Raw genomic sequence first — 21,149 nt, 5'->3', positions numbered from 1 at the left:
GCCCGCCGACTCGACGAGGAGTGCGTGATGACGACCCTGCGCCTGGAGCACCGCCAGATCGTGTCCCTCGACATCGCGGCCGACGCGGCCGCCGTCTGGGAGCACCTGCGCGAGCCCGCGAAGATCCGCCGCTGGTTCGGCTGGGACTACGACGGGCTCGATGCCGAGATCCAGCAGATCTTCGTGGACGAGGCGCGCGCCGCCGAGACGAGCGCCGTCGACGAGCCCGCCCAGCCGGTCCGCAGCCTCACGTGGAAGCACGGCGACCTCATCACCGTCACACCCGTCGACGAGGGGCGCAGCCACCTGACGATCGCCCGGCAGCACGACGGGCTGCACCGGTTCGACGGCGTGCGCGACGAGATGGACGAGGGCTGGATCGCGTTCGCCCAGCAGCTGCGGTTCGCGCTCGAGCGCCACCCAGGCGAGGACCGCCGCACGCTGCGCGCCGAGGAGCTCGACGCGGGCGGCCCGCAGGACCGGCTGCTCGACCGTGCCGGGCTGCACGGGGTGCGGGGCATCCCGCTCGGGGGTCACGTCGAGGCGCGCCGGCCCGACGGGTCGCCGCTCGGCGGGACGCTGTGGCACCGCACCGAGTTCCAGGTCGGGATCCAGCTCCACGGGCTCACCGAGGCGCTGCTCGTCATCGAGGAGACACCCGCCGCGAGCCGCCCGCCGCACGGCCTCGTCACGGCGACGCTCTCGCTGTACGGGGCCGACGACGCGCTCCTCGCGGAGGTCGAGCGCCGCTGGTCGACGTGGTGGGGCGCGCGCCGGGCGTGAGTGCCGTGTACTGGCTTGAGGGCCGCGTCGCGCTGGTATGTTCACTGTAGATGCATGTTCACTGCGGATGAACACGGAAAAAAATGAACACTGACTTATTGAATCGAATCCTCGACGTAGTCCGTTCGCACGACATCGTGCTCAGCGCTATGGACCTCGGCGAGGCGCAAGACGATTATGACGTGCGGCTGACTTTCGACGCAGGACGCCGAGGATCGAAGACCTACCTCGCGGTCGTCGAAGACGAACTGACTGATACTGGCGCTTCCGTGCTGCCCTTGCCCCCCCAGAACGCCCTGCTGGTTGCTCGATATGTCAGCGATGTGCAGGCCGAGACGCTGCGACGCCGAGGCGCCGACTATGTGGACGGTGCGGGGAACATGAACTTCGATTGGGATCGACTGATGATCCACTTTCGCGGATTCCGGCCCGAAACGGTGCGCTCGGCCAGGCCCAACCCGAAGCTGCATGTTCCCGATCAGTCGAGAATATTTTCCCGCTCAGGGTTGCAGGTAGTGTTCGCGCTCCTCTCATGGCCGCAACTGCAGTCGGCTCCCCTTCGCGACGTCGCGGCGGCAAGCATGACTTCATTAGGCACGGCACACAAGGTGATCGACGCCCTGGAGAAGTCTGGCTACCTCTACGGAGATGGAAGGCGACGACGGCTGGGCCGTGGGAGCGAGCTCGCGTCCAGATGGGTTGAACAATATGCCACGAGACTGAGCGCGAAGCTCGAGCACGGACGATTTGCCGCACCTGCTCAGCAGTGGTGGCGCGCGGTGAGAAACTTCGAAGAGCACGGGGTCCTTCTGGGCGGCGAACTCGCTGCCAGCATGCTGGATCCGTACCTGAGACCCGCGACGGCGACGCTTTATTCGGAGGAGATTCCGACTCGTCTCCTGGTCGAGGCGCGCCTGCATCGCGACGAAACCGACGGCGACGTGTTCCTGCGGCGCAAGTTCTGGCGAGCGCCGTCGCTCGACAATGCCGGCGGCCTCGTACCGGAACTGCTGATCTACGCGGATCTCATGGCATCGGGTGACCCTCGTCAGATCGAGCATGCAGAAAGGATCAGGAAAAATAGTGATCGATTTGTCGCGATCGACGGATCCTGAGCTCGGGGTCGCTGCCCGCGTGCTTCGGGAGCTCGTGTCTGATCTGCGCGCCCATGTGATGGTTGTTGGTGCGACTGCTCGAAATAGACTCGCCAGCAGTCTCGGGCTCCGTGGCGTCAGGGCCACGGCAGACGTTGATATTGCGCTGGTGGTGGACGGCTGGGAGGCGTTCGACGATTTCACGTCGGGACTTCAGCCGATCGGTGACGCCGGCCATAAGTTCGACGTCCTTGGGGTCGAGGTCGACGTAGTTCCGTGCGGCGGTGTCGAGTCGGCTGATCGGACGCTGATGTGGCCGAACCAGCACAAGATGAACGTGCTCGGCATGCACGAGGCGTACCGGTCGAGGACCAAGGCGCTGCTCCCGGGCGGAGTCACCGTGGATGTGCCCACCGTGGCCGGGCTCACCGTGCTGAAGATGGTCGCGTGGACCGACCGAAAGCACACCACTCGCCGCGACGCGAGCGATCTGGCCGAGATTCTGGATTGGCAGAACCAGGGAGCGCTCCTCGACAGGCTGTATCTGTCGGCGACCGAACGACTCGAACGCTACGAGTTCGATGTCGGTCTCGCAGGCGCGAACCGGCTCGGTGCCGAGATGGGCGTCCTGATGGGCGTCGGAGCCGTGCAGCTCACAGAAGCCTTCCCCGAAGCCAGCATCGAGCTGCTCGCAAGCCACATGCCCCGGACGGTCGTCGACCGCGTCTCCATGCTCCGGGCTGTGTTCGACGGACTCTCCGAAGACGGGTGAGCGACGGTCGACGTCACGGCCCCCGCAGCTCCGGCGTCGGGTCAGCCGAGCTTCGTCTGCCACTCGCCCGAGCCGCCGGCGGGGCGGAACCCGAGCGCGACGTTGATCGAGAGCATGAACGAGTTCTCCTCGGCGTTCCACGTGCCGATGCGCCGTGCCTCCGGCTGCTCGACGGCGAGGCGCTCGAGGTTCGCGGTCTTGACGAGCATCCCCAGGCGTCGCCCGCGGTGCTCCTTGAGCACGAGCGTGTCCTCCTGGTTGACGTACTCCCGGTTCCAGCCCGACGACCCGAACGAGGTGTACGCGGCGAGCGTGTGCGTCGGCACGTGCTCGGCGGCGACGACGCGGAACTCCATGCCGCGCTCGGCGAAGTCCTGCTCGTAGACGCGGATGCGCTCGGCGTCCCACGCGTCCTCCTCGAGGTCGAGCCCGCCCGCCGGGGCGTCGGTGCTCATCCGCGTGTTGAGGACGGCGAACTCGTCGACCCACTCGTCGGGGCAGCGGGCTCCCCACGTGACGACGCGGTACTCGTCGCCGGCCGCCGCCTGCGCCGCGGCGCGGTGCTCCGCGAGGAAGGCCGGGTCGACGGGCACGTCGAGCACCGAGTAGCGGGCGACCTGCTCGAGCGCGAACCCGTGGGCGACCGCGAACCGGACCCCGGCGTCGTCGGCGCGGACGCGGCCGGTTCCGGTCGACGGCACGAGCGTGCCGGGCCCTGCGTCGGGCTCGGACCGCTGGTCCGTCGACACCTGGAGGGTCGTGCGGCCCGCGGCGGTCGCGAGCTCGACGACCGCGTCGTACAGCGCCGAGCCGATCCCGCGGCCGCGGGAGCCGGGGCGCACCGACACGAAGACGATGCCGAGGTGGAGGTTGTCGGCGAGCGGCAGGTAGAGCGCCGCGGTGCCGAGCACGCGTGCCGGGTCGCCCGGGTCGGTGTCGTCGCCCGTCACCGCGACGAGGCGCATGCGGCGGACGTACTGCTGGTGACGCAGCGACGTGAGGACCTCGTGCGGGCTGCGCGCGTGGTCGAGGGTGCCCCACGCGTCGCGCAGGGACTCGTGCTCGGCGTCGACCGACCCGTGCAGCAGCCACGCCTCCGGTGCGTCGAGGGAGGCCGGGACGGGGACCTCGCGGATGCTCCAGTCGCTCATCCCGCCAGGGAACCACCAGCGCTCCGCCGGGGTCCACGCAATTGCGGACGGTCCGGTCAGGCCTGCCCGTCCGGGCGTCCACGAGGGCACCGTGCGCGGGCGGCCACGCCCCGGCGGCCGCCCGTGACCCCCCCGGCCACCGCGGGCGGCCCGGGCCGTCGGCGACGCCCCCGCCCCCGCGTCACGGCTCGGTCGCGGCGAGGCGGTTCTCCAGGTGGCGGCGCTCGACCGGGTTGTGCACGAGCGCGAGCGCCGCACGGAACGACGTGGCGGCCTCGGCCGGGCGGCCGGCGCGGGCGAGGAGCTCCGCGCGGACCGACGGCACGCGGTGGTGGGTCGGCAGCGCGGCGTCGAGCCCGTCGAGCAGCGTCAGCCCCGCCTCGGGGCCGTCGGCCTCGGCGACCGCGACGGCGCGCGCGAGGCGGACGACGGGGGACCCGGTGAGGACCTCGAGGCGTCCGTACAGGTCGGCCACGACGGCCCACCGGGTCGCGTCCGCGGCGGGTGCGGTCGCGTGCTCGGCGGCGACGAGCGCCTGGAGGCGGTACTCCTCGGCCTGACCGGTACCCGGGGGGACGCTGCGCAGCACCGCGAGGCCCTCGGCGATCTCGTCGGCGTGCCACCGGCCCCGGTCCTGGTCCGGGAGCAGGACGAGCGCGCCCGCGTCGTCGAGACGGGCGTCGCGGCGCGAGTGCTGGAGCAGCAGGAGCGCGAGCAGCGCGCGCACCACCGGGCGGCCGGGCAGGAGCCCGTCGAGCACCCGCACGAGCCGGATCGCCTCGTCACCGAGCGCGGTCCGCAGCGGGTCCGGCTCGTCCGTCGGGTGGTACGCGGCCGTGAACACGAGGTAGAGCACGGTCGCGACGACGTCGAGGCGCTCGTCGAGCCGCTCGGGAGGCGGCGTGGCGAACGGGATGCCCGACGCGGCGAGCCGCTTCTTCGCGCGCGTGAGCCGGGCCGCCATCGTGGGCTCCTGGACCAGCAGCAGCCGGGCGATCTCGGCGGTCGGGAGCCCGGCGACGAAGCGCAGCGTCAACGCGACACGGGCCTCGGGAGCCAGCGCCGGGTGGCAGCACGCGAACACGAGCCGCAGGCGGTCGTCGCCCACGTGCGCCCCCGGGTCGGTCGTCTCGGCGGCGAGCGCGCGGGTGCGCTCGTCCACCACCATGAGCGGTTCCTTGCGCCGGTGCACGGCCTCCGCGCGGAGCCGGTCGAGGACCCGCCGCCGGGCCGCGGTGAGCAGCCAGGCCCCGGGGGACGACGGCACCCCGTCGGCGGGCCAGCGCCGCGCCGCGGCGACGAACGCGTCGGCGAGCGCGTCCTCCGCGAGGTCGGGCCGCGCGAACTGCCCGATGAGCAGCCCGAGGACGGGCGACCAGTGCGCGCGCCACGCGCGGTCGACGGCGTCCGCCGCGTCGCGGTCGGTCACCGCGGCGTCACAGCTCGATCGTCGGGCGGATCTCGATCGTGTACTCGGGGAGCAGCCGCACCAGCTCGCTCACCACGTCGAGGTCCGGCGCGTCGACCAGGTAGAAGCCGCCGAGCTGCTCGGCCGTCTCCGCGAACGGGCCGTCGGTCACGGTCACGTCGTCGCCGTCCCGCCGGATCGTCGTCGCGGCGTCGACCGACGCGAGCCCCTCGCCGCCGGCGATCGTGCAGCCGTGCGCGGCGACCGCCGCGGAGAACGCGTCGTGCTGCCGGAACACCTCGGCGCGCGCCTCCGCGTCGAGGGCCGCCCAGGCGCGCTCGTCCTCGTAGAGCAGGACGAGGAACCTCATGCGTCCGCCGTCGCGCGCGCCGCCACGTCGGCCACCGTGCTCTCGGACGCCACGGCGTCGGCGTCGCCGCCCGTGACGACGGGCCTGATCTCGACCGTGCCGTCCTCGGGGGAGAGCAGCAGCCCCGCCGCGAGCCGCGCGAGGTCGCGCACGTCGTCCGTCGCGATCTGGTAGTACCCGCCGAGCTGCTCGACCGTCTCCAGGAACGGCCCGTCCGTGACGACCGGCGACCCCTGCCCGTCGGTGACCCGCACGATCAGGGACGTCGCCGCCGGCGCGAGCTCCGCGCCGCCCGTGACGGTGTGGCCGTGCTCCGCGCACAGCTCCATGAACCGGCCGTGCGCCGCGTACGCCTCCGCGCGCGCGGCCTCGTCGGCGTCCGCCCACACCCGCTCGTCGCCGTGCAGCAGCACCACGTACTCCTGAGCCATGATCGGCCTCCCTCGCGTCCGCGGGCGCTCGGTGGGCGCCCGTCACCAGCATGACGCGCGAGCACCCGCGGGATCGACAGCCGCGAGCCGCGGATCTGCGGTGGTCCTGCGGCCGGCACCGGGGCGCCGCCGGGCTGGTCAGTCGCGCAGCGAGCGGGCGAACGTGCGGATGCGCTGGGCGTCGCCCGGGAACCACGAGGACCACAACGGCGTGAGCGGGTGCCACACCGCGGCGTGGCCGGCCGTGCTCGTGAGCTCCGGCCGGCCGCCCAGGACGGCGGCGAAGGCGAGGCACAGCGTCGGCGCCCACCCCGACCGGTAGGCGCGCGTCGTCGCCGCGGCCGGGGACTCGAGCAGTGCAGGCTCGAGGTCCGTGAGCTCGGTGACGGCGCGCAGCGCCGCCTCGCGCGGGGTCTCGCCCGGCTCGACCGCGCCGCCCGGAGGGACGAGCCCGCGCCACGGGTGCTCGACGAGCACGACGTGCGTGAGCGCCCGGTCGTAGACCCAGACCTCGGCGTGCAGCGTCGGGCGCTCACGCACGAAGGAGGTGCCCGGCGCGGGGGTGGCCGACGCGGCGGCGTCGTCCGGACGGGGGTGCGGGGTCAGGGTCTTCGACGCGCTCACGGGCTCCCTGCCGGTCAGGTCGGTCGTGCGGATCGGTCGTGCCGCCGGCGCTGCGCTCCCCCCGCCGCGGCCCGGCGCGACGACCCTAGGGCATCCCTGCGACGGGCGTCGAAACGTCGCCCGCGCCGCCGTCGCTGCCCGATTCGCACGGGTATATCCTGAAATGCTCACGGACATCGCTCCGGTGCCCGTACGACGAGGAGGTCGTGCGATGAGGCGGACATCCGTTCTCGCGATACTGCTGCTGGTCGGCTCGTTCCTGCTGGTCCCGGCGTCGCCTGCCGGGGCCGCGCCCTACTGCGGCATCCGCTGGGGGTCGCTCGAGAAGTCGACGCTCAGCCTGGCGCCTGCGACCGTCTTCGACGTCCGCACCGGACGGCACACCTGCTACGACCGGCTCGTCGTCGACCTCGCGGGCGGGAGCGGTGGGTACCGCGTCGCGTACGTCGACGAGGTGACCGCCGACGGCTCCGGGCACGTCATCCCCACACGCGGTGGTGCCTCGCTCCAGATCACGCTCGGCAACCCGTCCTACGACGACAACGGCAACCTGACCTACGCACCGGCGAACCCGTCGGAGCTCCGCAACGTCAGCGGGTACCGGACGTTCCGTCAGGTCGTCTGGGCCGGGACGTTCGAGGGGCACACGGACCTCGGGCTCGGTGTCCGCGCGCGACTGCCGTTCCGGGTGTTCGTGCTCGACGGGCCGGGGTCCGGGTCGCGGGTCGTGGTGGACGTCGCGCACCGGTGGTGACGAGTCACGCACGGATGGCGGCGGCGGCCCGGCGTGTGGGTGGCCGCCGCTAGCGTCGCGAGCGTCCGACGGTGCGGCCGGCGCCCGGCACGCGCGGCGGGCGGCGCCTCCGGGGCGCTGACGGCGACGCAGGGGAGCGTGCGGCATGCGGTTCGGGTTCGTGGGGAGCTTCGGCTCCGTGGCGCAGACGGTCGCGCTCGCGCAGGAGGCCGAGGCGCACGGCTGGGACGGCTTCTTCACGTGGGACGGGATCAGCGTCGGTGAGCTCGACACGTGGGACCCGTGGACGCTGCTCGGCGCGCTCGCGGTGAGCACCGAGCGGATCCGGCTCGGCGCGATGATCTTCCCGCTCGCGCGGCGCCGGCCCTGGAAGGTCGCGCGGGAGTCGGTGACGGTCGACCACCTCTCGGGCGGGCGCCTCGTGCTCCCGGTCGGGCTGGGGGCGGCCGACGACGGCGGTTTCGCGCGCGTCAGCGGTGAGGCGGCGACCGCACGGGGACGCGCCGAGCGGCTCGACGACGCGCTCGCGATCCTCGAGCGCGCGTGGACCGGCGAGCGGTTCTCCTACGCCGGCACCCACCACACCGTCACCGACCTCGTGTTCCGCCCGCAGCCCGTGCAGCGGCCGCGCATCCCGGTGTGGGCGGTCGGCGCGTGGCCGAGCGAGCGGTCGATGGGCCGCGCGGCGCGCTGGGACGGCGTGATCCCGCAGGGCCGGTCCGGGCCCGTGAGCCCGGAGGACGTGCGCGCACTCGTCGCGTGGGTGGCCGAGCGCCGGGCTGCGCTCGCGACCGCCGAGCCCGAGCGGTTCCTCGGCGACGTCGACGTGGTCGTCGAGGGCGTGCTCCCCGACGGGCCCGGCGCCGCCGCGGCGCACGCACGCGCGTACGCCGACGCCGGGGCGACGTGGTGGATCGAGTCGCGCTGGGACGGCGAGCGCGACACCCCGGACGCGCTGCTCGAGCGGGTCCGGCAGGGGCCGCCGCGGCTGTGAGTGAGACTCGGTCGGCGGTCGGCGGTCGGTGGTCGCCCCGTCAGCCGCCCCTGCTCAGGGACTGCACGGAGACTCCGTCCGCGGTGCTGACCGCGAACAGCACCCGACCGTCCGGGTCGATCCGGAGGAGCCGCGGGGAGAGGTCGCCGACCGGCCCGACGCGCTCGATCTCGCCACCGGGCGCGACGCGCACGACCTCGCCGTCGCGGAGGGCGTAGGGCCGGCGATCCGCGTCGAAGCCGATCGGGTGGACCAGCACGGCGTACTGCTCGGCGCCGGCCAGGACGGTGCGGTGGACCGTGCCGTCGAGGTCGAGCCGCTCGACACCGCGGTGCCCGGCGGCATGGTCCGTGAACACGGCGTGCAGGGCGCCGTCGACGAGGAACGGCTCGCCAGCGTCAGGGCTGCGGAGCAGCGTCCGGACCAGGTTCCCGGTGACGACGTCCCACTCGTACACCGCCGGGCCGTGCCGCTCGGACGTGAGGACCCGCCGTCCGTCCGTCAGGAGCGTGCCGAAGTCGCCCTCCCGCTCCCAGGCCGGCGCCGCACCGTCGTACCAGCGCAGCCGGGTGCCGCTCTCGACCCGGTCGAGGAGGCCGTACGTCCCGGCGTCCACGACGGCGAGGTCGAGCAGCGGCCCGCAGTCGCCCGGCAGCTCGATGACGCCGGGCGGTGCGCAGCGCACGACCCGCTCCGTCCCGTCGGTGACCCACAGCGCGCCGGTGCCGTCCCGCCGGACGTGGACCGGGACCGGGACCATGCGCACGTCCTCGGGCATGACCCAGCCGGACCGGGGGTCCGCCTCCAGCCGCTGCGGGAGGCCGGCCGGCCCGGCCGACCAGGGCACGGTCGCGAGAGTCGTGGCTGCTACCACCGTGGGCTCCAGAACTTGACGGGCGCTTTCGCGCCGTTCTTCAGCAGGTCCTCGACCGTGGTGGTCTCGATCTTGAGGTTGTGGTGCGGCGGTCCCCAGTGGCTGATGATCTCGACCTGACCTCCGACCAGACGTCCCGTCGCCAGGGCCACGTGACCTGCCGCGCTGCTGAAGATCACGACGTCCCCGCGCAGGGGCCTCGGTGAGCCGGCCTTCGCCGGGTCGTAGACGAACTCGGAGCCCGAGCGGAGCTCCGCCTCGACGGTCTCCGGGAACGCGAGCCCGCCGCGGGCCTTGTCCGCCGCCTGACCCTTGGTGTAGATCTCGCGCATCCGCGCCTCGCTGAGCTGTCCGGCCCGGAACGCCGAGAACATCACCATCTCCCAGCAGTTCCCCTTGACGGTCTTCACGGCGGGCACCGAGCCACCGCCCAGCATCCACTGCATGAAGTCGCTGCCCGACGTCGTCGGCCCCCGCACGTCCACGGGACTCAGGCCGACCCACTCCCCGGTGCCGACCGCGCCCTCGGCCGTGCCCGCGACCTTCGACCGTGCCTGTGCCGTGCGCAGCCACCCGTCGAGGTCGTGCGGGCCGAACACCGTTCCCGGGGACAGCGCGTTCAGGTAGCGCAGCAGCAGCCGCAGCGCCAGCCGCGCGTCCTCCGGGCTGACCTTCTTCGCCGGCGTGCTCGACGCGATGTACGCCTTGAACTCGTCGGTGGCGTCGAGCTGCGCATCGGTCACCTGGGACGGGTCCGTCTTCATGTAGTCCGCGACGGCGGCGCGCTGGACCTGCGGTGCCTGCAGCCCGCCACCGCTCGCGTCCCGGTGCAGGAGCGCGGACGTCGCGGCGTTGCCCGCTGCGCGCTGGAGCGCCAGGACCCCGGGCGCCCGCGTGCTCGGGGCGAGCGTGCCCGAGGGCCGGACCTGTCGTGGGGGCGCTGCCGGGGGTTCGCGTCGCTCGGCCTGTGCGTTGTCGCGGACGGCGCTGAACCGGCCCATCGCCGTCGCCCCCTCGCGCCGCAGTAGTGCGAACGTACTCCCGGAGGAGCGGCGGGACCACGGTCGAGATACAGCGGGCGCCACGCGGGTCCGCGCGGCCGGCCCGTCGGGCGCCGGGGCGGCCGGGTATCGCGCGCCTGAGCGGCTGCGCGGTGCGCCGAGGTGCGAGAAGGCACACCCGGGGCCGCGCACCGCGGACGCGAGGTGCACCCGGGGCGCGCGCCGCGAGCGCGAGGTGCACACAGGCCCCGCGCGCCTCGGACGCGACGCGCACCCGGGGTCGCGCACCGCGGACGCGAGGTGCACCCGGGGCCGCGACGCGCGGGGGATTCACCCGTGGCCGCCGGAGGTCGGACGGCGTGTCGCGCGACCGGTGCGTCGGCAACGTTCAACTTCCCGAGCGCGGCGCCGATGAATTGAAGCATCAAGCACACAGTGCGGCGCGGCTCTTCCGGGGCCCGAGCGCCTCGGACGCAGTGGGGGCAGTCATGACGAACGGAACCATGGTCGAGCCGGACCGGACCGCGGCCGGGGTGCAGCTGCTGACGCCGCGCGAGCGGGTCGTCCTCGCCGAGCTCGCGGAGGACGTGACGCTCGAGGAGATCGCCTCGCGCCTCTGGGTCAGCCGGAACACCGTCAAGTCGCAGCTGCGGACCGCGTACCGCAAGATCGGCGTCTCCACGCGCGCCGAGGCCGTCGCCTGGGTCGAGGCCTCCGGCCTGCGCTGAGCCGTCCCAGGGCGTCTCCCGGGTATCACCGGGCGCCCGGCACCCTCCTCCTGCGTGAGTCGCCGACCCACGGCAGGAGACGGACATGCCGCTCACCCACGGCTACGGCGTCGTCATCGGCACCCGGCACAGCTACTACCGGGACCCGGTCAACGACTACGGCCAGTACTTCCACGGCAACCTGCGCGTGGCGACGCCCGCGGGGCTCTACCACTGCGCGATCGACGTCGACAGCAAGTCCGTGCCGAACGGCATCCGGTGGAAGGTCGTCGAGCTCGACGAGGCGAGGCTGAAGGGCCTGCCCGCGCTCGCCGACGGCTGGCACCCGCTCGCCCAGACCGCCGCCTCGGGGGCCCTGGACTACATCCGCAACCCGGACCTGCGGCCCCGCCGGCTCGGGTGCCTCCTCGGTCCGCTGCTGGACAAGGTGAAGTTCGTCGTCGCGCCGTCCAGCGAGCTCCCGTGGAGCGGGGGGACGAGCCTCGACGCGCTCGCGGTCCTCGAGCCGCTCCTCACGCAGTCGGTGCGGGTGCTCGTCCTGGGCGAGCCGTTCCACGACGGGACGCGCGGCGTGCACAACATCCACCAGAACCAGGGCGACCCGATCGGTTCGCCGTGGTCGCGCGAGAACGGCATCTGGCAGGACGGCGCGACGGTCGTGCGCCGGGCCGACGGCACCTACGCGGTGTTCTGCACCAAGTTCTCGACGCAGTCGGACGCGACCGACGACTCCGGCCGGCCGCTGCCGTGAGCGCGCAGCGCGCCTGAGTCGGCCGCGCGCCTGAGTCGGCCGCGCGCCTGAGTCGGCCGCGCGCCTGAGTCGGCCGCGCGCCGCCAGATGTCCTCCCGTGGCGTCCCCGTTCGTCGAGCAGGTGTCGGGCGAAGCGCACCGCGCGGCACGCGCCGGGGCTCCTCCCCGGGCGGGTGATCGCGCTTCGACGCAGCACTTGACCGGTACAGACCACCGCGCTACTTTATCGGTACAGAACCCACGGAGGAGATCGCCATGATGGAGAGCCCGCAGCTCGCCCTGCTCCTGTCCCGCAGGGCCACCCTGCTCGAGTCCCACAGCGCACGGCCCGGCGCGCCCGTCGTCGAGCCGCGCCCGCAGCACGAGCGGCCGCCCGTGGCCCGCCGCACGCGCGGCGCCCTCGCGACCGCCCTGCACCACCTCGGTGACGCGGTCGCCCCGCGCTGCACCCCGTCCGGTGCGCACCCCGCGCACTGACCCGTCGGGCCCGGACGCCTCCGCGACCGTCGCGGTCGCGCACCCCGGGCCCGTCGGGTGCCCCGCGGCGACCTACCCTGGACCCCATGACGGGGAACCGGGTGGCGCCGTGGGGCGCGTGACGCTCCAGACGGTCGCCGAGAAGGTCGGCGTGAGCCGGATGACGGTCTCCAACGCCTTCTCGCGACCCGACCAGCTCTCCGCCGAGCTGCGCCGCACGATCCTGGCCGCAGCCGACGAGCTCGGCTACGTCGGCCCCGACCCCGCGGCGCGCGCGCTCGCCCGCGGCACCACCGGAGCCGTCGGCGTCCTGCTCACCGAGTCGATCGGCACCGCGTTCCAGGACGAGATCGCGACCGGCTTCTTCGGCGCCCTCGCCGAGGAGCTCGCGCCGACCGGCCTGGCCCTCGCGCTGCTGCCCTCGACGGGATCGGCGGCGATGATCCCCGCGCGCGACATCCCGATGGACGGCGCGCTCGTCTACTCCTGCGCGGGCAGCGCCCCGGCGCTGGACTGGCTCGTGAAGCGCCGGCTCCCGCTCGTCTTCGTCGACCAGGAGCCGCTGCCGGGCTCGGGCAGCGTGCTGCTCGACGACGCCGGCGGCGCACGGCTCGGCGCCCGGCACCTGCTCGCGCTCGGTCACCGCTCGGTCGGTCTGCTCACGCAGGGGTACGGCGGGACGCACGGGCTCGTCGAGCCGGAGCTGGCGGGCACCACGTACGTCGACTGGGCGCGCGTCGAGGGCTGGCTCTCCGTGCTGCGTCCCGCGGGCGTGCAGGTGAGCGCCGCGCAGGTGCCCGGCAACACCGAGCCCGACGCCTACGAGGGCGCCCGGCTGCTGCTCGACACCCCCGACCGGCCGACCGCGGTGCTGTGCTTCTCCGACCTCATGGCGCTAGGCGTCGTGCACGCCGCGCAGGACCTCGGGCTCCGCGTGCCCGACGACGTCTCCGTGGTCGGCTTCGACGACAGCGCGCTCGCGAGCCGGATGCGCCCCGCGCTCACGACGATCCGGCAGGACCTCGTCGCCAAGGGCCGCGCCGCCGCGGGGGCGCTGACCCGCGCGATCGAGCGCGCCCGCGCCGGGGAGGCCGCCGCGCCCGAGCGCGTCGTGCTGCCGACCGAGCTCGTGGTGCGCCGCAGCACCGCTCCACCGCCGGCCTGACGGCTCCACGACCGACCGCCTGCGGACGTCGGCGCGACCGACGCCTGGGGATGCCCGGGCGACGACCGCTGCCGCCGCCGCTCGCGGCGAGCCCGCGCGCGGGGACGCGCGCGCGGCGGCGCTGTGTGAGGTGCGTCTCGTTCCTGAGAGGCGCCGCACGGGCTTCCTGTGAACCGCCTCCCGAGCGGTCGCGGCACCGCGCGCCGCCGCGGACAGTGAGGGCATGAACGACTCGTACGACGTCCTGGTCATCGGCGCCGGCCCGGCGGGAACGGCGGCCGCCCTGCGCGCCGCGGAGCTCGGCGCGCGGGTCGCCGTCGTCGAGGCGCGGCGGACGGGCGGCACGTGCGTCAACACCGGCTGCGTGCCGACCCGTGTGCTCGCGAAGACGGCCCGGCTCATGCGCGAGGTCCGCACCGCCGACGCGTACGGCATCACGGTCACCGAGCAGACGATCGACTGGCCCACCACGGTCGCCCGCGTGCGCGCGACCGTCGAGCGTGTGCTCGCGGTCAAGAACGAGCCCGACCGGCTGCGCGCCGCCGGCGTCGACCTCGTGCTCGAGGGCCGGGCGCGGTTCGTCTCGCCGCACGAGGTCGTGCTCGAGGCCTCCGGGCGCACGCTGCGCGCCGACCAGGTGATCCTGTGCGTCGGCGGTCACTCGCGCCGGCTCCCCGTGCCGGGCGCCGAGCTCGCGACGCTCCCCGAGCAGGTGCTCGACCTGCCGCGGCTGCCCCGCCGCGTCGCCGTGGTCGGCGCCGGCAACACCGGCGCGCAGCTCGTGACGATCTTCAACGCGTTCGGGAGCGACGTCACGCTGCTCGAGGTGGCGCCACGGATCCTCGCGCAGACCGACGACGCGGTGTCGGCGGCCGTCGCGCAGGCGTTCACCGAGCAGGGCGTGCGGGTCGTCACCTCGGTCCAGCAGGTCGTCTCGCTGCGGCAGGCGGACGACAGCGCGGGCATCGTGCTCACCTGGCAGGCCGGCGGCGCGGAGCACCACGACACGTTCGACGACGTCGTCATGGCGACGGGCTGGCCGGCGTCGGTCGAGGGCCTCGGGCTCGACGCCGCGGGCGTCCAGGTCGAGCGCGGGCGGATCGTGGTCGACGAGTACCTGCGCACCAGCGCGGCGCACGTGCTCGCGGCCGGCGACGCGAACGGTCAGGCCATGCTCGTGCAGGCCGCGCACGTCGAGGCCGAGGCGGCGGCGCGCAACGCGGTGCTCGGCGCGACCCGCCGGACCCCGCACCACCTCCTGCCCGCGGGCGGGTTCACCGACCCCGACTACGCCGGCGTGGGGCTGACCGAGGAGCAGGCGCGCGCCCGCGACGCCGGGTGCCTCGTCGCGCACGTCCCGTACTCCGCGATGGAACGCCCGATCATCGACGACCGCCCGCGCGGCTTCCTCAAGCTCGTCGCCGACCGCCGCCGCGAGCTCCTGCTCGGCGCGCACGCCGTCGGGGAGAACGCCGTCGAGGTCATCCAGGCCGTCACGACGGCGATGGCGGCGGGCGTCGACCTCGCGACGCTCGCGCGCGTCGAGTTCGCGTACCCGACGTACAGCGCGGTGATCGGCGTCGCGGCGCGCGAGCTCCTCGCGGCCGCACCGGTGCGGGACGGGGTCGCTCTCGTCGGGGCGCGCCGCTCGGCGTGACGGCGGAGGCGGCGACGGCCCGGTGTGGCGGGGGCGGGGGCGGCCCCGAGCGACGGCGTCGGCGACGGCCCGGTGCGACGGCGCCGGACGCGGTGCGCGGACGAGCTGCCGCCGGCTGTCGATCGGCGCCGGTCCTGCGCGTCATGCTGGTGACGGGCGCCCACCGGGTGCCCCCCGGACACGACGGGGAACGACATGACCACGGAGTACACCGTCCTGCTGCACGGGAACGAGGCCGTCTGGGTCGCGATGGACGCCGAGCGCGCGGCCACGATCGACCGGCAGCACGAGGACTTCACGCGGGCGTGCGCCGAGCGCGGGCACCGCATCACGTCCGGCAAGGAGCTGCGCCGCGCGACGACGTCGACGCTCGTGCGGATCCCCGAGGGGCAGACGCGGCACGTCGTGACCGAGGGGCCGTACTCGGAGACTGTCGAGCAGCTCGGCGGCTTCTACGTCATCGAGACCGAGGACCCGGCGGACCTCGTCGAGCTCGTCGCGGGGCTCGTCTTCCCCGGCGACGGCACGGTCGAGCTGCGCCCGGTGGTCCGGGACGAGGACCGGGCGACGACGCCGGCGTGACGGCACCAGCCCGGCGGCTCGGGCGTGGCCTGGCGGCTCGGGCGTGACGGGCGCGGCCTGGCGGCTCGGGGGTGACGGCTGCGGCCCGGCGGCTCGGGCGTGACTGCTGCGGCCTGAAGGCTCGGGCGTGACGGGCGCGGCCTGCCGGGTGCGGCCCGACGGCTCGGCCGACGACGACGGGCAGCGGCCGCCGCCCGGGGAGGGCGACGGCCGCGTGGTGTCCGAGGTCAGGCGTCGGGGCCCGGGGCGGGCGGTGTGGTGCCGCCGGCCCCGGCTCCGACGCCGGGCTCGCCCGCGAGCACGAGGTAGAGCTCGCGGCGCGCGCGGTCGATCACGGCGAGCGCCTGCGCGGTCTGCGCCTCGTCCCCGGTGCGGGCGACCTGCCCGGCGGCGGCACCGAGCGCCTCCACGGCCTCGCGGAGCGCGCGGCCGGGGTGGACCGGGCGGTCCTGGGCGTCCTGCCAGGGGCTGCCGAGCTCGTCGGCGTGCTCCGTGACGTACGCCTGGCCGGCGTCCGTGAGCCGGGCGAGCTTGCGACCCTGCTCGGCGGTGATGGTCACGAGGCCCTCGTCCTCGAGCATCGAGAGCGCCGGGTAGATCGCGCCCGGGCTGGGGCGCCACCGACCGCCGGTGCGCTCGCCGATCTCCTGGATGAGCTGGTACCCGTGCATGGGCTGCTCGACGAGGAGCAGGAGGACGGCGGCGCGGATGTCGCCGCGCCCGGCGCGCCGCCCGGGTCCGCGGCCCGGTCCGCGGCCGCGCATGTGCGGGCCGAAGCCGTGCTCGGGCCCGAACGGGCCGCCCCCGGGGTGGCCGTGCCCGAACGGGCCGCCGGGGCCGCCTGCGTGGCTGCTGAACGGTCCGCCGGGCCCGCCGAACGGTCCGCCGGGCCCGCCCGGCCCGCCGAACGAGCCACGGGGCCCGCGGGACATGCCGTCGGGTCCGCCGGAGGGGTCGCCCGGGTGGGTGCCGAACGGGCTCTCGCCCCGGCGTCCGCCCGGCCCGCCGCGGCGCCCGGGCTCGGTGCCCGAGTCGTCGGCGGGGAAGCCGGGGAAGCCGCCGCGGTTGCGGCGCACGCGCCACGCCCGGCCGGTCATGGCGTCGGCGGGGTCGGGTCCGCGGCGCTCGGTGCGGTCGCGGTCGGAGGGGAGGTCGCGGTGGTGGTGATGGGGGTGTCGCATGGGAGGTCTCCTGGGGTTCGTGGGCGCCGCGGACCAGGCGATCGGGGCGGCAGGTGCGGCGCGGGGCGCGAGCGTGGACGCTCGGCTGCCTCGGACGCCGGGAGAGAGCGGTTACTCTGTTAATGCGGTAACGATATATCGCTGATGTGACGCTGGCAAGTCTTTCGGCACGCCGACCTGGCGATGAGATCCGAACCCGCCGGCGGTCGACACTGGTGCTCGACACCCCGCACCCGAAGGAGCACCCTCATGCCGCTCAGCGTCCTCGACCCCACGCCGGCCCTCGTCGTCGTCGACCTCCAGCTCGCGACCGTGGCGAGCCCGACCGTGCACCCGACCGCCGACGTCGTCCGACGGTCCGCGCGGCTCGCCGCCGCCTTCCGCGAACGAGGGCTCCCCGTCGCGCTGACGACCGCGCGGCTCGACGCCCCGCCGCCCGGACGCACGCAGCTCGGGGGCAACCGTCCGCCGGTCCCTGAGGCCGCGCTCGCGCTCGTGCCCGAGCTCGACGCCCAGCCGGACGACCTGCGCGCGGAGCACCACGGCTGGAGCTCGCTCGACGCGACCCTCACGGCCGGCCTCCGCGAGCGCGGGGTCACGCAGCTCGTGCTCGCCGGGCTCGCGACGTCCTACGGCGTCGAGTCGACCGCCCGGGGCGCGTACGACGCGGGCTTCCACGTGGTCGTCGTGGTCGACGCCACGACCGACCTGACGGAGGTCGGCTACCGCCACGCGGTCGACGGCGTGTTCCCGGTGCTCGGCGAGACGGCGACCACCGACGAGGTGCTCGCCGCGCTGAGCCGGTAGGGCGCACGGAGCGGCCGGCCCCCGCCCGAGGGATGCGCGTCGCCCGATCGGCCGGGGTGATGTGCAGCGCCACCCGTTCGCCGACGGGGTCCTCGCTCACGTCGCGCGTGGGCTGCCGATGGGGCGGGCGCACGCCGTCCCGAAGGAGACCCCATGACCCCGCGCCGCACCTGGACCGGAGCCGCCGCCGCGGTCGCGCTCGCCGTCCCGCTCGGCGTCTCGGTCCTGGGCGGGGGCGAGGCCGTGGCGTACGCCGACGACTTCGGCGGCGGCGACGGCCTGCACCGGTACGTGGTCGTGCTCGAGGGCTCGCCGGCCGCCGCCGAGGCCACGGCGACGCCGAGCGGCGCGCCGTCGGGACCCGGCACCACCGCCACCGGTCCCGTCGGCCCCGCCCTCGCGGACCCCGCTCCCGCGCCCCTGGCCACGACGCGGCACACCACGACACCCGCCACCGGGGCGCCGAGCACCCGGCCCGAGCCGGCCGCACCGGACGCCCCGTCGACCGGCACCTGGTCCACCGACCGTGCACGCGTCGACCTGACGCTGCTTGCCCGGGCGCAGGCCCAGCTCGGCCTCGACGGGCACACGGAGGACCACGGGACCGTCGCGTACTACGTCACCGACCGTGGCGCGATGGTCATCACCGAGGGCGGGAGCGGCGAGGTCACCGCGCTCGCCGACCCGCTCGCCGAGCCGGCGGCGGGGGCCGCGCCGGCTCCGGTCCCGGGCTCCGGCGCGCCGTCCCTCGCCGCGCCGGTCGACCCCGCACCCGCAGCCGCGCCCGCCCTCACGCCGCCGGCCGTGGCGCCGACCGCCGTCCCGCCGACGACCGTGGCGTCCGCCCCCGAGGTCCTCGCCCTCCCCGTCGACCCGGCGGCGGTGTCCGCGCTCGGCGCGCAACCCGGCGTCGTGTCCGCCCAGCCGCTCGACGGCGGGCGCGTCCTCGTCGCGACGCGTCTGGACCTCGACGACGTCGCCGCGCTGCCCGGTGTGGCGGCCGCGGAGGCGTCGCCGCAGGCCCCGGTGCTCGCGGCCCCGCCGAGCGACCCGCTCTGGGCCCAGTACGGCTACAACATCGAGAACACCGGCTCGAACGCCTACCAGCAGACCGCCGTCGCGGGCGCCGACGTGAACGCCCCGACCGCGTGGGAGGCCACCCAGGGTCAGGGTGCCGTCATCGCCGTCGTCGACACCGGCTTCGACACCGACCACCCGGACCTGGTGGGTGCGCTCTGGACGAACCCGACCGAGGCGTGCGGGTCGGCCGACACGAACGGCAACGGCCTCCCGGGCGACTGCCACGGCTGGAACTTCTACGTCGGCTCGTCGGACCTCGACAACGGCACGCTCGGGTCGCACGGCACGAGCGTCTCCGGTGCCGCGGCTGCCCGTGCCGGCAACGGGAGCGGGAGCGCCGGGGTCGCACCGAAGGCGCAGATCATGCCGCTCGTCGTGGGGGGCGGCACGAGCATCGACGTCCTGCTCGCCGCGAAGGCGATCCGGTACGCGGCGGACAACGGTGCCGACGTCGTCAACGGCTCGTTCGGTGGCGGCTTCGGCGGGTACGCGCTCGACCAGCTGCGCGGCGCGATCGACTACGCCGTCGCCAAGGGCGTGGTGGTCGTCGTCGCGGCCGGCAACGACTCGGCGAACCGGGACGCCGCCCCGCTCTACCCGGCCTCGTTCACGAATCCCGGGATGATCACGGTCGGGTCCTCGACCGCGGCCGACACGATCGCCGGCCACTCTGCCTGGGGCGCGGCGTCGGTCGACGTGTTCGCGCCCGGCTCCAAAGTCGTCGCACCGTGGCCCGGCGGTGGGTACGTCGTGCTCGACGGCACCTCGATCGCGTCGCCGCACGTCGCCGCGGCCGCCGCGCTGTACCGCAGCCTGCGTCCCGACATGCCGGTGCAGGACGTCGTCGACCACATCCTGTCCGACGCGGAGCGTCGCCCGGCGTTCGCGGGTCGGTCGGTCACCGGGGCCAGGCTCGACCTCGCGGACGTCGGAGCCGTCGTGGGGACGGACGCCGCGACGTACGCGTTCGCCGGGATGACCGGGACGCCGGGCGCCCAGACGCCGCGGGTCACGGTGACGTCGCCGGCGGAGGCCGGGTCGTACCGGCTCGTGCTCGGCCTCGCGATGCTCGTCGACGGGGAGATCTGGGCCGTCGCCGGCGAGGACGTCACCGTCGACGGGCGGACCCTGACGACCGACGACGCCGGGCAGGTCACGATCGACCTCGGGACCCGGCCGTTCCTCGGCGCACTCGACGTGCGACCGGCGCTGACGCTCGGCGCCGGCAGCTTCGGCCTGACCGCCCAGGTGCTCAAGGACGGTCAGCCGCTCACCCGTCCGTACGCGGCGCCGCTCGTCGTCGCCGCCGCGGCGCAACCGGCCCCGGCACCGAGCTCGTCCGCGACCCCACCGCCGCCGAGCGGCCCGGCGCCGGGCGGCGGCGCGCCGACCCCGGGGGCCACGCCCCGGCCGACGACGCCGGGCGCCACACCCCGCCCGACGACTCCGGGCGCCGTCCCCGCGCCCAGCACGTCGCCGGGCAACGGGTCCACCCCGGCGCCGGGGACGCCGAGGCCGACGACGAGCGCGACGCCCCGCCCGGGCACGACCCCGGCGCCGGGGACGACGCCCGCACCGGGCCCGGCACCGGCGCCCGGCACGACACCCCGGCCGACGCCGCGACCGAGCACGAGCCCGAGCCCTGCGGCCACCCCGCGCCCCTCGACGACCGCCTCACCCGCGCCGAGCACATCACCCACCCCGGGGACGGTCCGGCCGACGCCGACGCCGACAACGCCCTCCGCGGCCCCCGACGTCCGGCGCTACGACCAGGTCGGCGCGTTCCGCGTCACGAGCATCTCGCCGGTGCACGTGAGCACCGCGGGCGGCTCCGTCGTGACCGTGACCGGGACGGCCCTGGAGGCAGGCATCGGCGTCCGCGTGGGCGGCACGCGCACCGCCGACGTCCTGAGCAGCTCGAGCACGTCGGTCGTGTTCCGGACCCCGTCGGCGGTCGCCGGGACCTACGACGTCACGCTGTTCAAGAACGGGCGGACCAGCGTGCTCACCGGCGGGCTCGTGTACCAGGGCAGCAGCGCGACACCGGCGCCCGGCGGCTCGCAGCCGACGCCCGGGACCACGCCGTCGCCCGCCGGGGGCACCCCCACGCCGACCCCGACGCCGACCCCGGTGGGCGGTGCCCCCGGCCCCGGCGCCACGACACCGGCGCCGGGAGGCGGCCCGGGCACCACCCCGACGACCCCGAGCGCGACCCGGGTCGGGCCCAACGGCGAGCGTCTGGTCCGCAACGACGGGCTCGCCGCGCTCGCGGGCCTCTGGGCGACGGACTGCACGCGCGGCTGCCGGGGCGTGCAGGCGTAGCCGGTGGGCGCGGCGGTGACGGCCGCCGGACCAGCCGTCCCCCCCCCCCCCGCAACAGGGGAGGCCATGTCTTGTTCGGTCCCCCACAACAACACCCCCCCGGGGCCTCGAGACAGTGTGTTGGTTAGCGGGACCCCAGATTG

Annotated in this window: 21 protein-coding genes; 13 read left to right on the top strand and 8 right to left on the bottom strand. The window is 75.1% G+C overall.

Going from position 1 to position 21,149, the window contains the following annotated elements:
* Nucleotides 1–27: 27 nt before the first annotated feature.
* The 3 genes from ACWFNE_RS01035 to ACWFNE_RS01025 all read left to right on the top strand — a co-directional run bounded on the left by ACWFNE_RS01035 (nucleotide 28) and on the right by ACWFNE_RS01025 (nucleotide 2,649).
* A complete protein-coding gene (locus ACWFNE_RS01035) occupies nucleotides 28–783 on the top strand; it encodes a hypothetical protein (RefSeq protein WP_452120598.1) in 756 nt (251 codons plus the stop codon).
* An 83-nt stretch (nucleotides 784–866) separates the two neighbouring features.
* Nucleotides 867–1,898, top strand: coding sequence for a type IV toxin-antitoxin system AbiEi family antitoxin (locus ACWFNE_RS01030; RefSeq protein ID WP_452120597.1), 1,032 nt, complete (start codon nucleotides 867–869; stop codon nucleotides 1,896–1,898).
* Nucleotides 1,867–2,649, top strand: coding sequence for a hypothetical protein (locus ACWFNE_RS01025; protein ID WP_452120596.1), 783 nt, complete (start codon nucleotides 1,867–1,869; stop codon nucleotides 2,647–2,649). Before ACWFNE_RS01030 ends, ACWFNE_RS01025 begins: the two co-directional genes overlap by 32 nt.
* Before the next feature lie 41 nt (nucleotides 2,650–2,690).
* Here the strand turns inward: ACWFNE_RS01025 and ACWFNE_RS01020 are convergent, their stop codons facing one another.
* From ACWFNE_RS01020 to ACWFNE_RS01000, 5 genes are all read right to left on the bottom strand, one after another.
* On the bottom strand, nucleotides 2,691–3,800 hold the full coding sequence (locus ACWFNE_RS01020) for an N-acetyltransferase family protein (protein ID WP_452120595.1): 1,110 nt from the start codon (nucleotides 3,798–3,800) through the stop codon (nucleotides 2,691–2,693).
* Between the two features lie 181 nt (nucleotides 3,801–3,981).
* Nucleotides 3,982–5,229: an RNA polymerase sigma factor gene (locus tag ACWFNE_RS01015; protein WP_452120594.1), complete on the bottom strand. Its 1,248-nt coding sequence runs from the start codon at nucleotides 5,227–5,229 to the stop codon at nucleotides 3,982–3,984.
* A 7-nt stretch (nucleotides 5,230–5,236) separates the two neighbouring features.
* Nucleotides 5,237–5,578 carry a YciI family protein gene (locus ACWFNE_RS01010; RefSeq protein ID WP_452120593.1) on the bottom strand — a complete coding sequence of 114 codons (342 nt, stop codon included), beginning with the start codon at nucleotides 5,576–5,578 and terminating at the stop codon, nucleotides 5,237–5,239.
* Nucleotides 5,575–6,009 carry a YciI family protein gene (locus ACWFNE_RS01005; protein ID WP_452120592.1) on the bottom strand — a complete coding sequence of 145 codons (435 nt, stop codon included), beginning with the start codon at nucleotides 6,007–6,009 and terminating at the stop codon, nucleotides 5,575–5,577. The genes ACWFNE_RS01010 and ACWFNE_RS01005 overlap by 4 nt, the downstream gene beginning before the upstream one ends.
* Before the next feature lie 138 nt (nucleotides 6,010–6,147).
* Nucleotides 6,148–6,633, bottom strand: a complete 486-nt coding sequence (locus tag ACWFNE_RS01000) for an NUDIX hydrolase (RefSeq protein WP_452120591.1) — start codon at nucleotides 6,631–6,633, stop codon at nucleotides 6,148–6,150.
* Between the two features lie 211 nt (nucleotides 6,634–6,844).
* Between ACWFNE_RS01000 and ACWFNE_RS00995 the strand changes: the two genes are divergently transcribed.
* On the top strand, nucleotides 6,845–7,387 hold the full coding sequence (locus tag ACWFNE_RS00995) for an AMIN-like domain-containing (lipo)protein (protein WP_452120590.1): 543 nt from the start codon (nucleotides 6,845–6,847) through the stop codon (nucleotides 7,385–7,387).
* Nucleotides 7,388–7,532: 145 nt separating this feature from the next.
* Nucleotides 7,533–8,381 carry an LLM class flavin-dependent oxidoreductase gene (locus ACWFNE_RS00990; protein WP_452120589.1) on the top strand — a complete coding sequence of 283 codons (849 nt, stop codon included), beginning with the start codon at nucleotides 7,533–7,535 and terminating at the stop codon, nucleotides 8,379–8,381.
* 40 nt (nucleotides 8,382–8,421) lie between these two features.
* Here ACWFNE_RS00990 and ACWFNE_RS00985 read toward each other — a convergent pair whose 3' ends face one another.
* Entirely contained in the window at nucleotides 8,422–9,228 is an 807-nt protein-coding gene (locus ACWFNE_RS00985) for a hypothetical protein (RefSeq protein ID WP_452120588.1), read from the bottom strand.
* Nucleotides 9,229–9,248: 20 nt separating this feature from the next.
* Complete coding sequence (locus tag ACWFNE_RS00980) at nucleotides 9,249–10,256, bottom strand: hypothetical protein (RefSeq protein ID WP_452120587.1); 1,008 nt, start codon at nucleotides 10,254–10,256, stop codon at nucleotides 9,249–9,251.
* 488 nt (nucleotides 10,257–10,744) lie between these two features.
* On the opposite strand from ACWFNE_RS00980, the gene ACWFNE_RS00975 reads away from it, so the two are divergent.
* From ACWFNE_RS00975 to ACWFNE_RS00950, 6 genes are all read left to right on the top strand, one after another.
* Entirely contained in the window at nucleotides 10,745–10,984 is a 240-nt protein-coding gene (locus ACWFNE_RS00975; protein WP_452120586.1) for a LuxR C-terminal-related transcriptional regulator, read from the top strand.
* 85 nt (nucleotides 10,985–11,069) lie between these two features.
* Nucleotides 11,070–11,735, top strand: a complete 666-nt coding sequence (locus ACWFNE_RS00970; protein ID WP_452120585.1) for a DUF2278 family protein — start codon at nucleotides 11,070–11,072, stop codon at nucleotides 11,733–11,735.
* Between the two features lie 255 nt (nucleotides 11,736–11,990).
* Nucleotides 11,991–12,212 carry a hypothetical protein gene (locus ACWFNE_RS00965; protein ID WP_452120584.1) on the top strand — a complete coding sequence of 74 codons (222 nt, stop codon included), beginning with the start codon at nucleotides 11,991–11,993 and terminating at the stop codon, nucleotides 12,210–12,212.
* Nucleotides 12,213–12,330: 118 nt separating this feature from the next.
* Nucleotides 12,331–13,377: a LacI family DNA-binding transcriptional regulator gene (locus ACWFNE_RS00960; RefSeq protein WP_452120583.1), complete on the top strand. Its 1,047-nt coding sequence runs from the start codon at nucleotides 12,331–12,333 to the stop codon at nucleotides 13,375–13,377.
* Between the two features lie 223 nt (nucleotides 13,378–13,600).
* Nucleotides 13,601–15,034: a dihydrolipoyl dehydrogenase family protein gene (locus ACWFNE_RS00955; RefSeq protein ID WP_452120582.1), complete on the top strand. Its 1,434-nt coding sequence runs from the start codon at nucleotides 13,601–13,603 to the stop codon at nucleotides 15,032–15,034.
* A 195-nt stretch (nucleotides 15,035–15,229) separates the two neighbouring features.
* Nucleotides 15,230–15,616 carry a YciI family protein gene (locus ACWFNE_RS00950; RefSeq protein ID WP_452120581.1) on the top strand — a complete coding sequence of 129 codons (387 nt, stop codon included), beginning with the start codon at nucleotides 15,230–15,232 and terminating at the stop codon, nucleotides 15,614–15,616.
* 227 nt (nucleotides 15,617–15,843) lie between these two features.
* Here ACWFNE_RS00950 and ACWFNE_RS00945 read toward each other — a convergent pair whose 3' ends face one another.
* A complete protein-coding gene (locus ACWFNE_RS00945) occupies nucleotides 15,844–16,797 on the bottom strand; it encodes a PadR family transcriptional regulator (protein WP_452120580.1) in 954 nt (317 codons plus the stop codon).
* A gap of 249 nt (nucleotides 16,798–17,046) precedes the next feature.
* On the opposite strand from ACWFNE_RS00945, the gene ACWFNE_RS00940 reads away from it, so the two are divergent.
* Together ACWFNE_RS00940 and ACWFNE_RS00935 are read left to right on the top strand one after the other, a co-directional pair.
* A complete protein-coding gene (locus ACWFNE_RS00940) occupies nucleotides 17,047–17,604 on the top strand; it encodes a cysteine hydrolase (RefSeq protein WP_452120579.1) in 558 nt (185 codons plus the stop codon).
* Between the two features lie 153 nt (nucleotides 17,605–17,757).
* The gene (locus tag ACWFNE_RS00935) at nucleotides 17,758–21,006 is read left to right on the top strand and encodes a S8 family serine peptidase (RefSeq protein WP_452120578.1); all 3,249 of its coding nucleotides are present in this window, start codon (nucleotides 17,758–17,760) and stop codon (nucleotides 21,004–21,006) included.
* Nucleotides 21,007–21,149: the final 143 nt, after the last annotated feature.

This window comes from Cellulomonas sp. NPDC055163, assembly GCF_053607065.1.
Note: the sequence above shows the minus strand (reverse complement) of the source record. Positions and strands in the feature narration are given on the sequence as shown.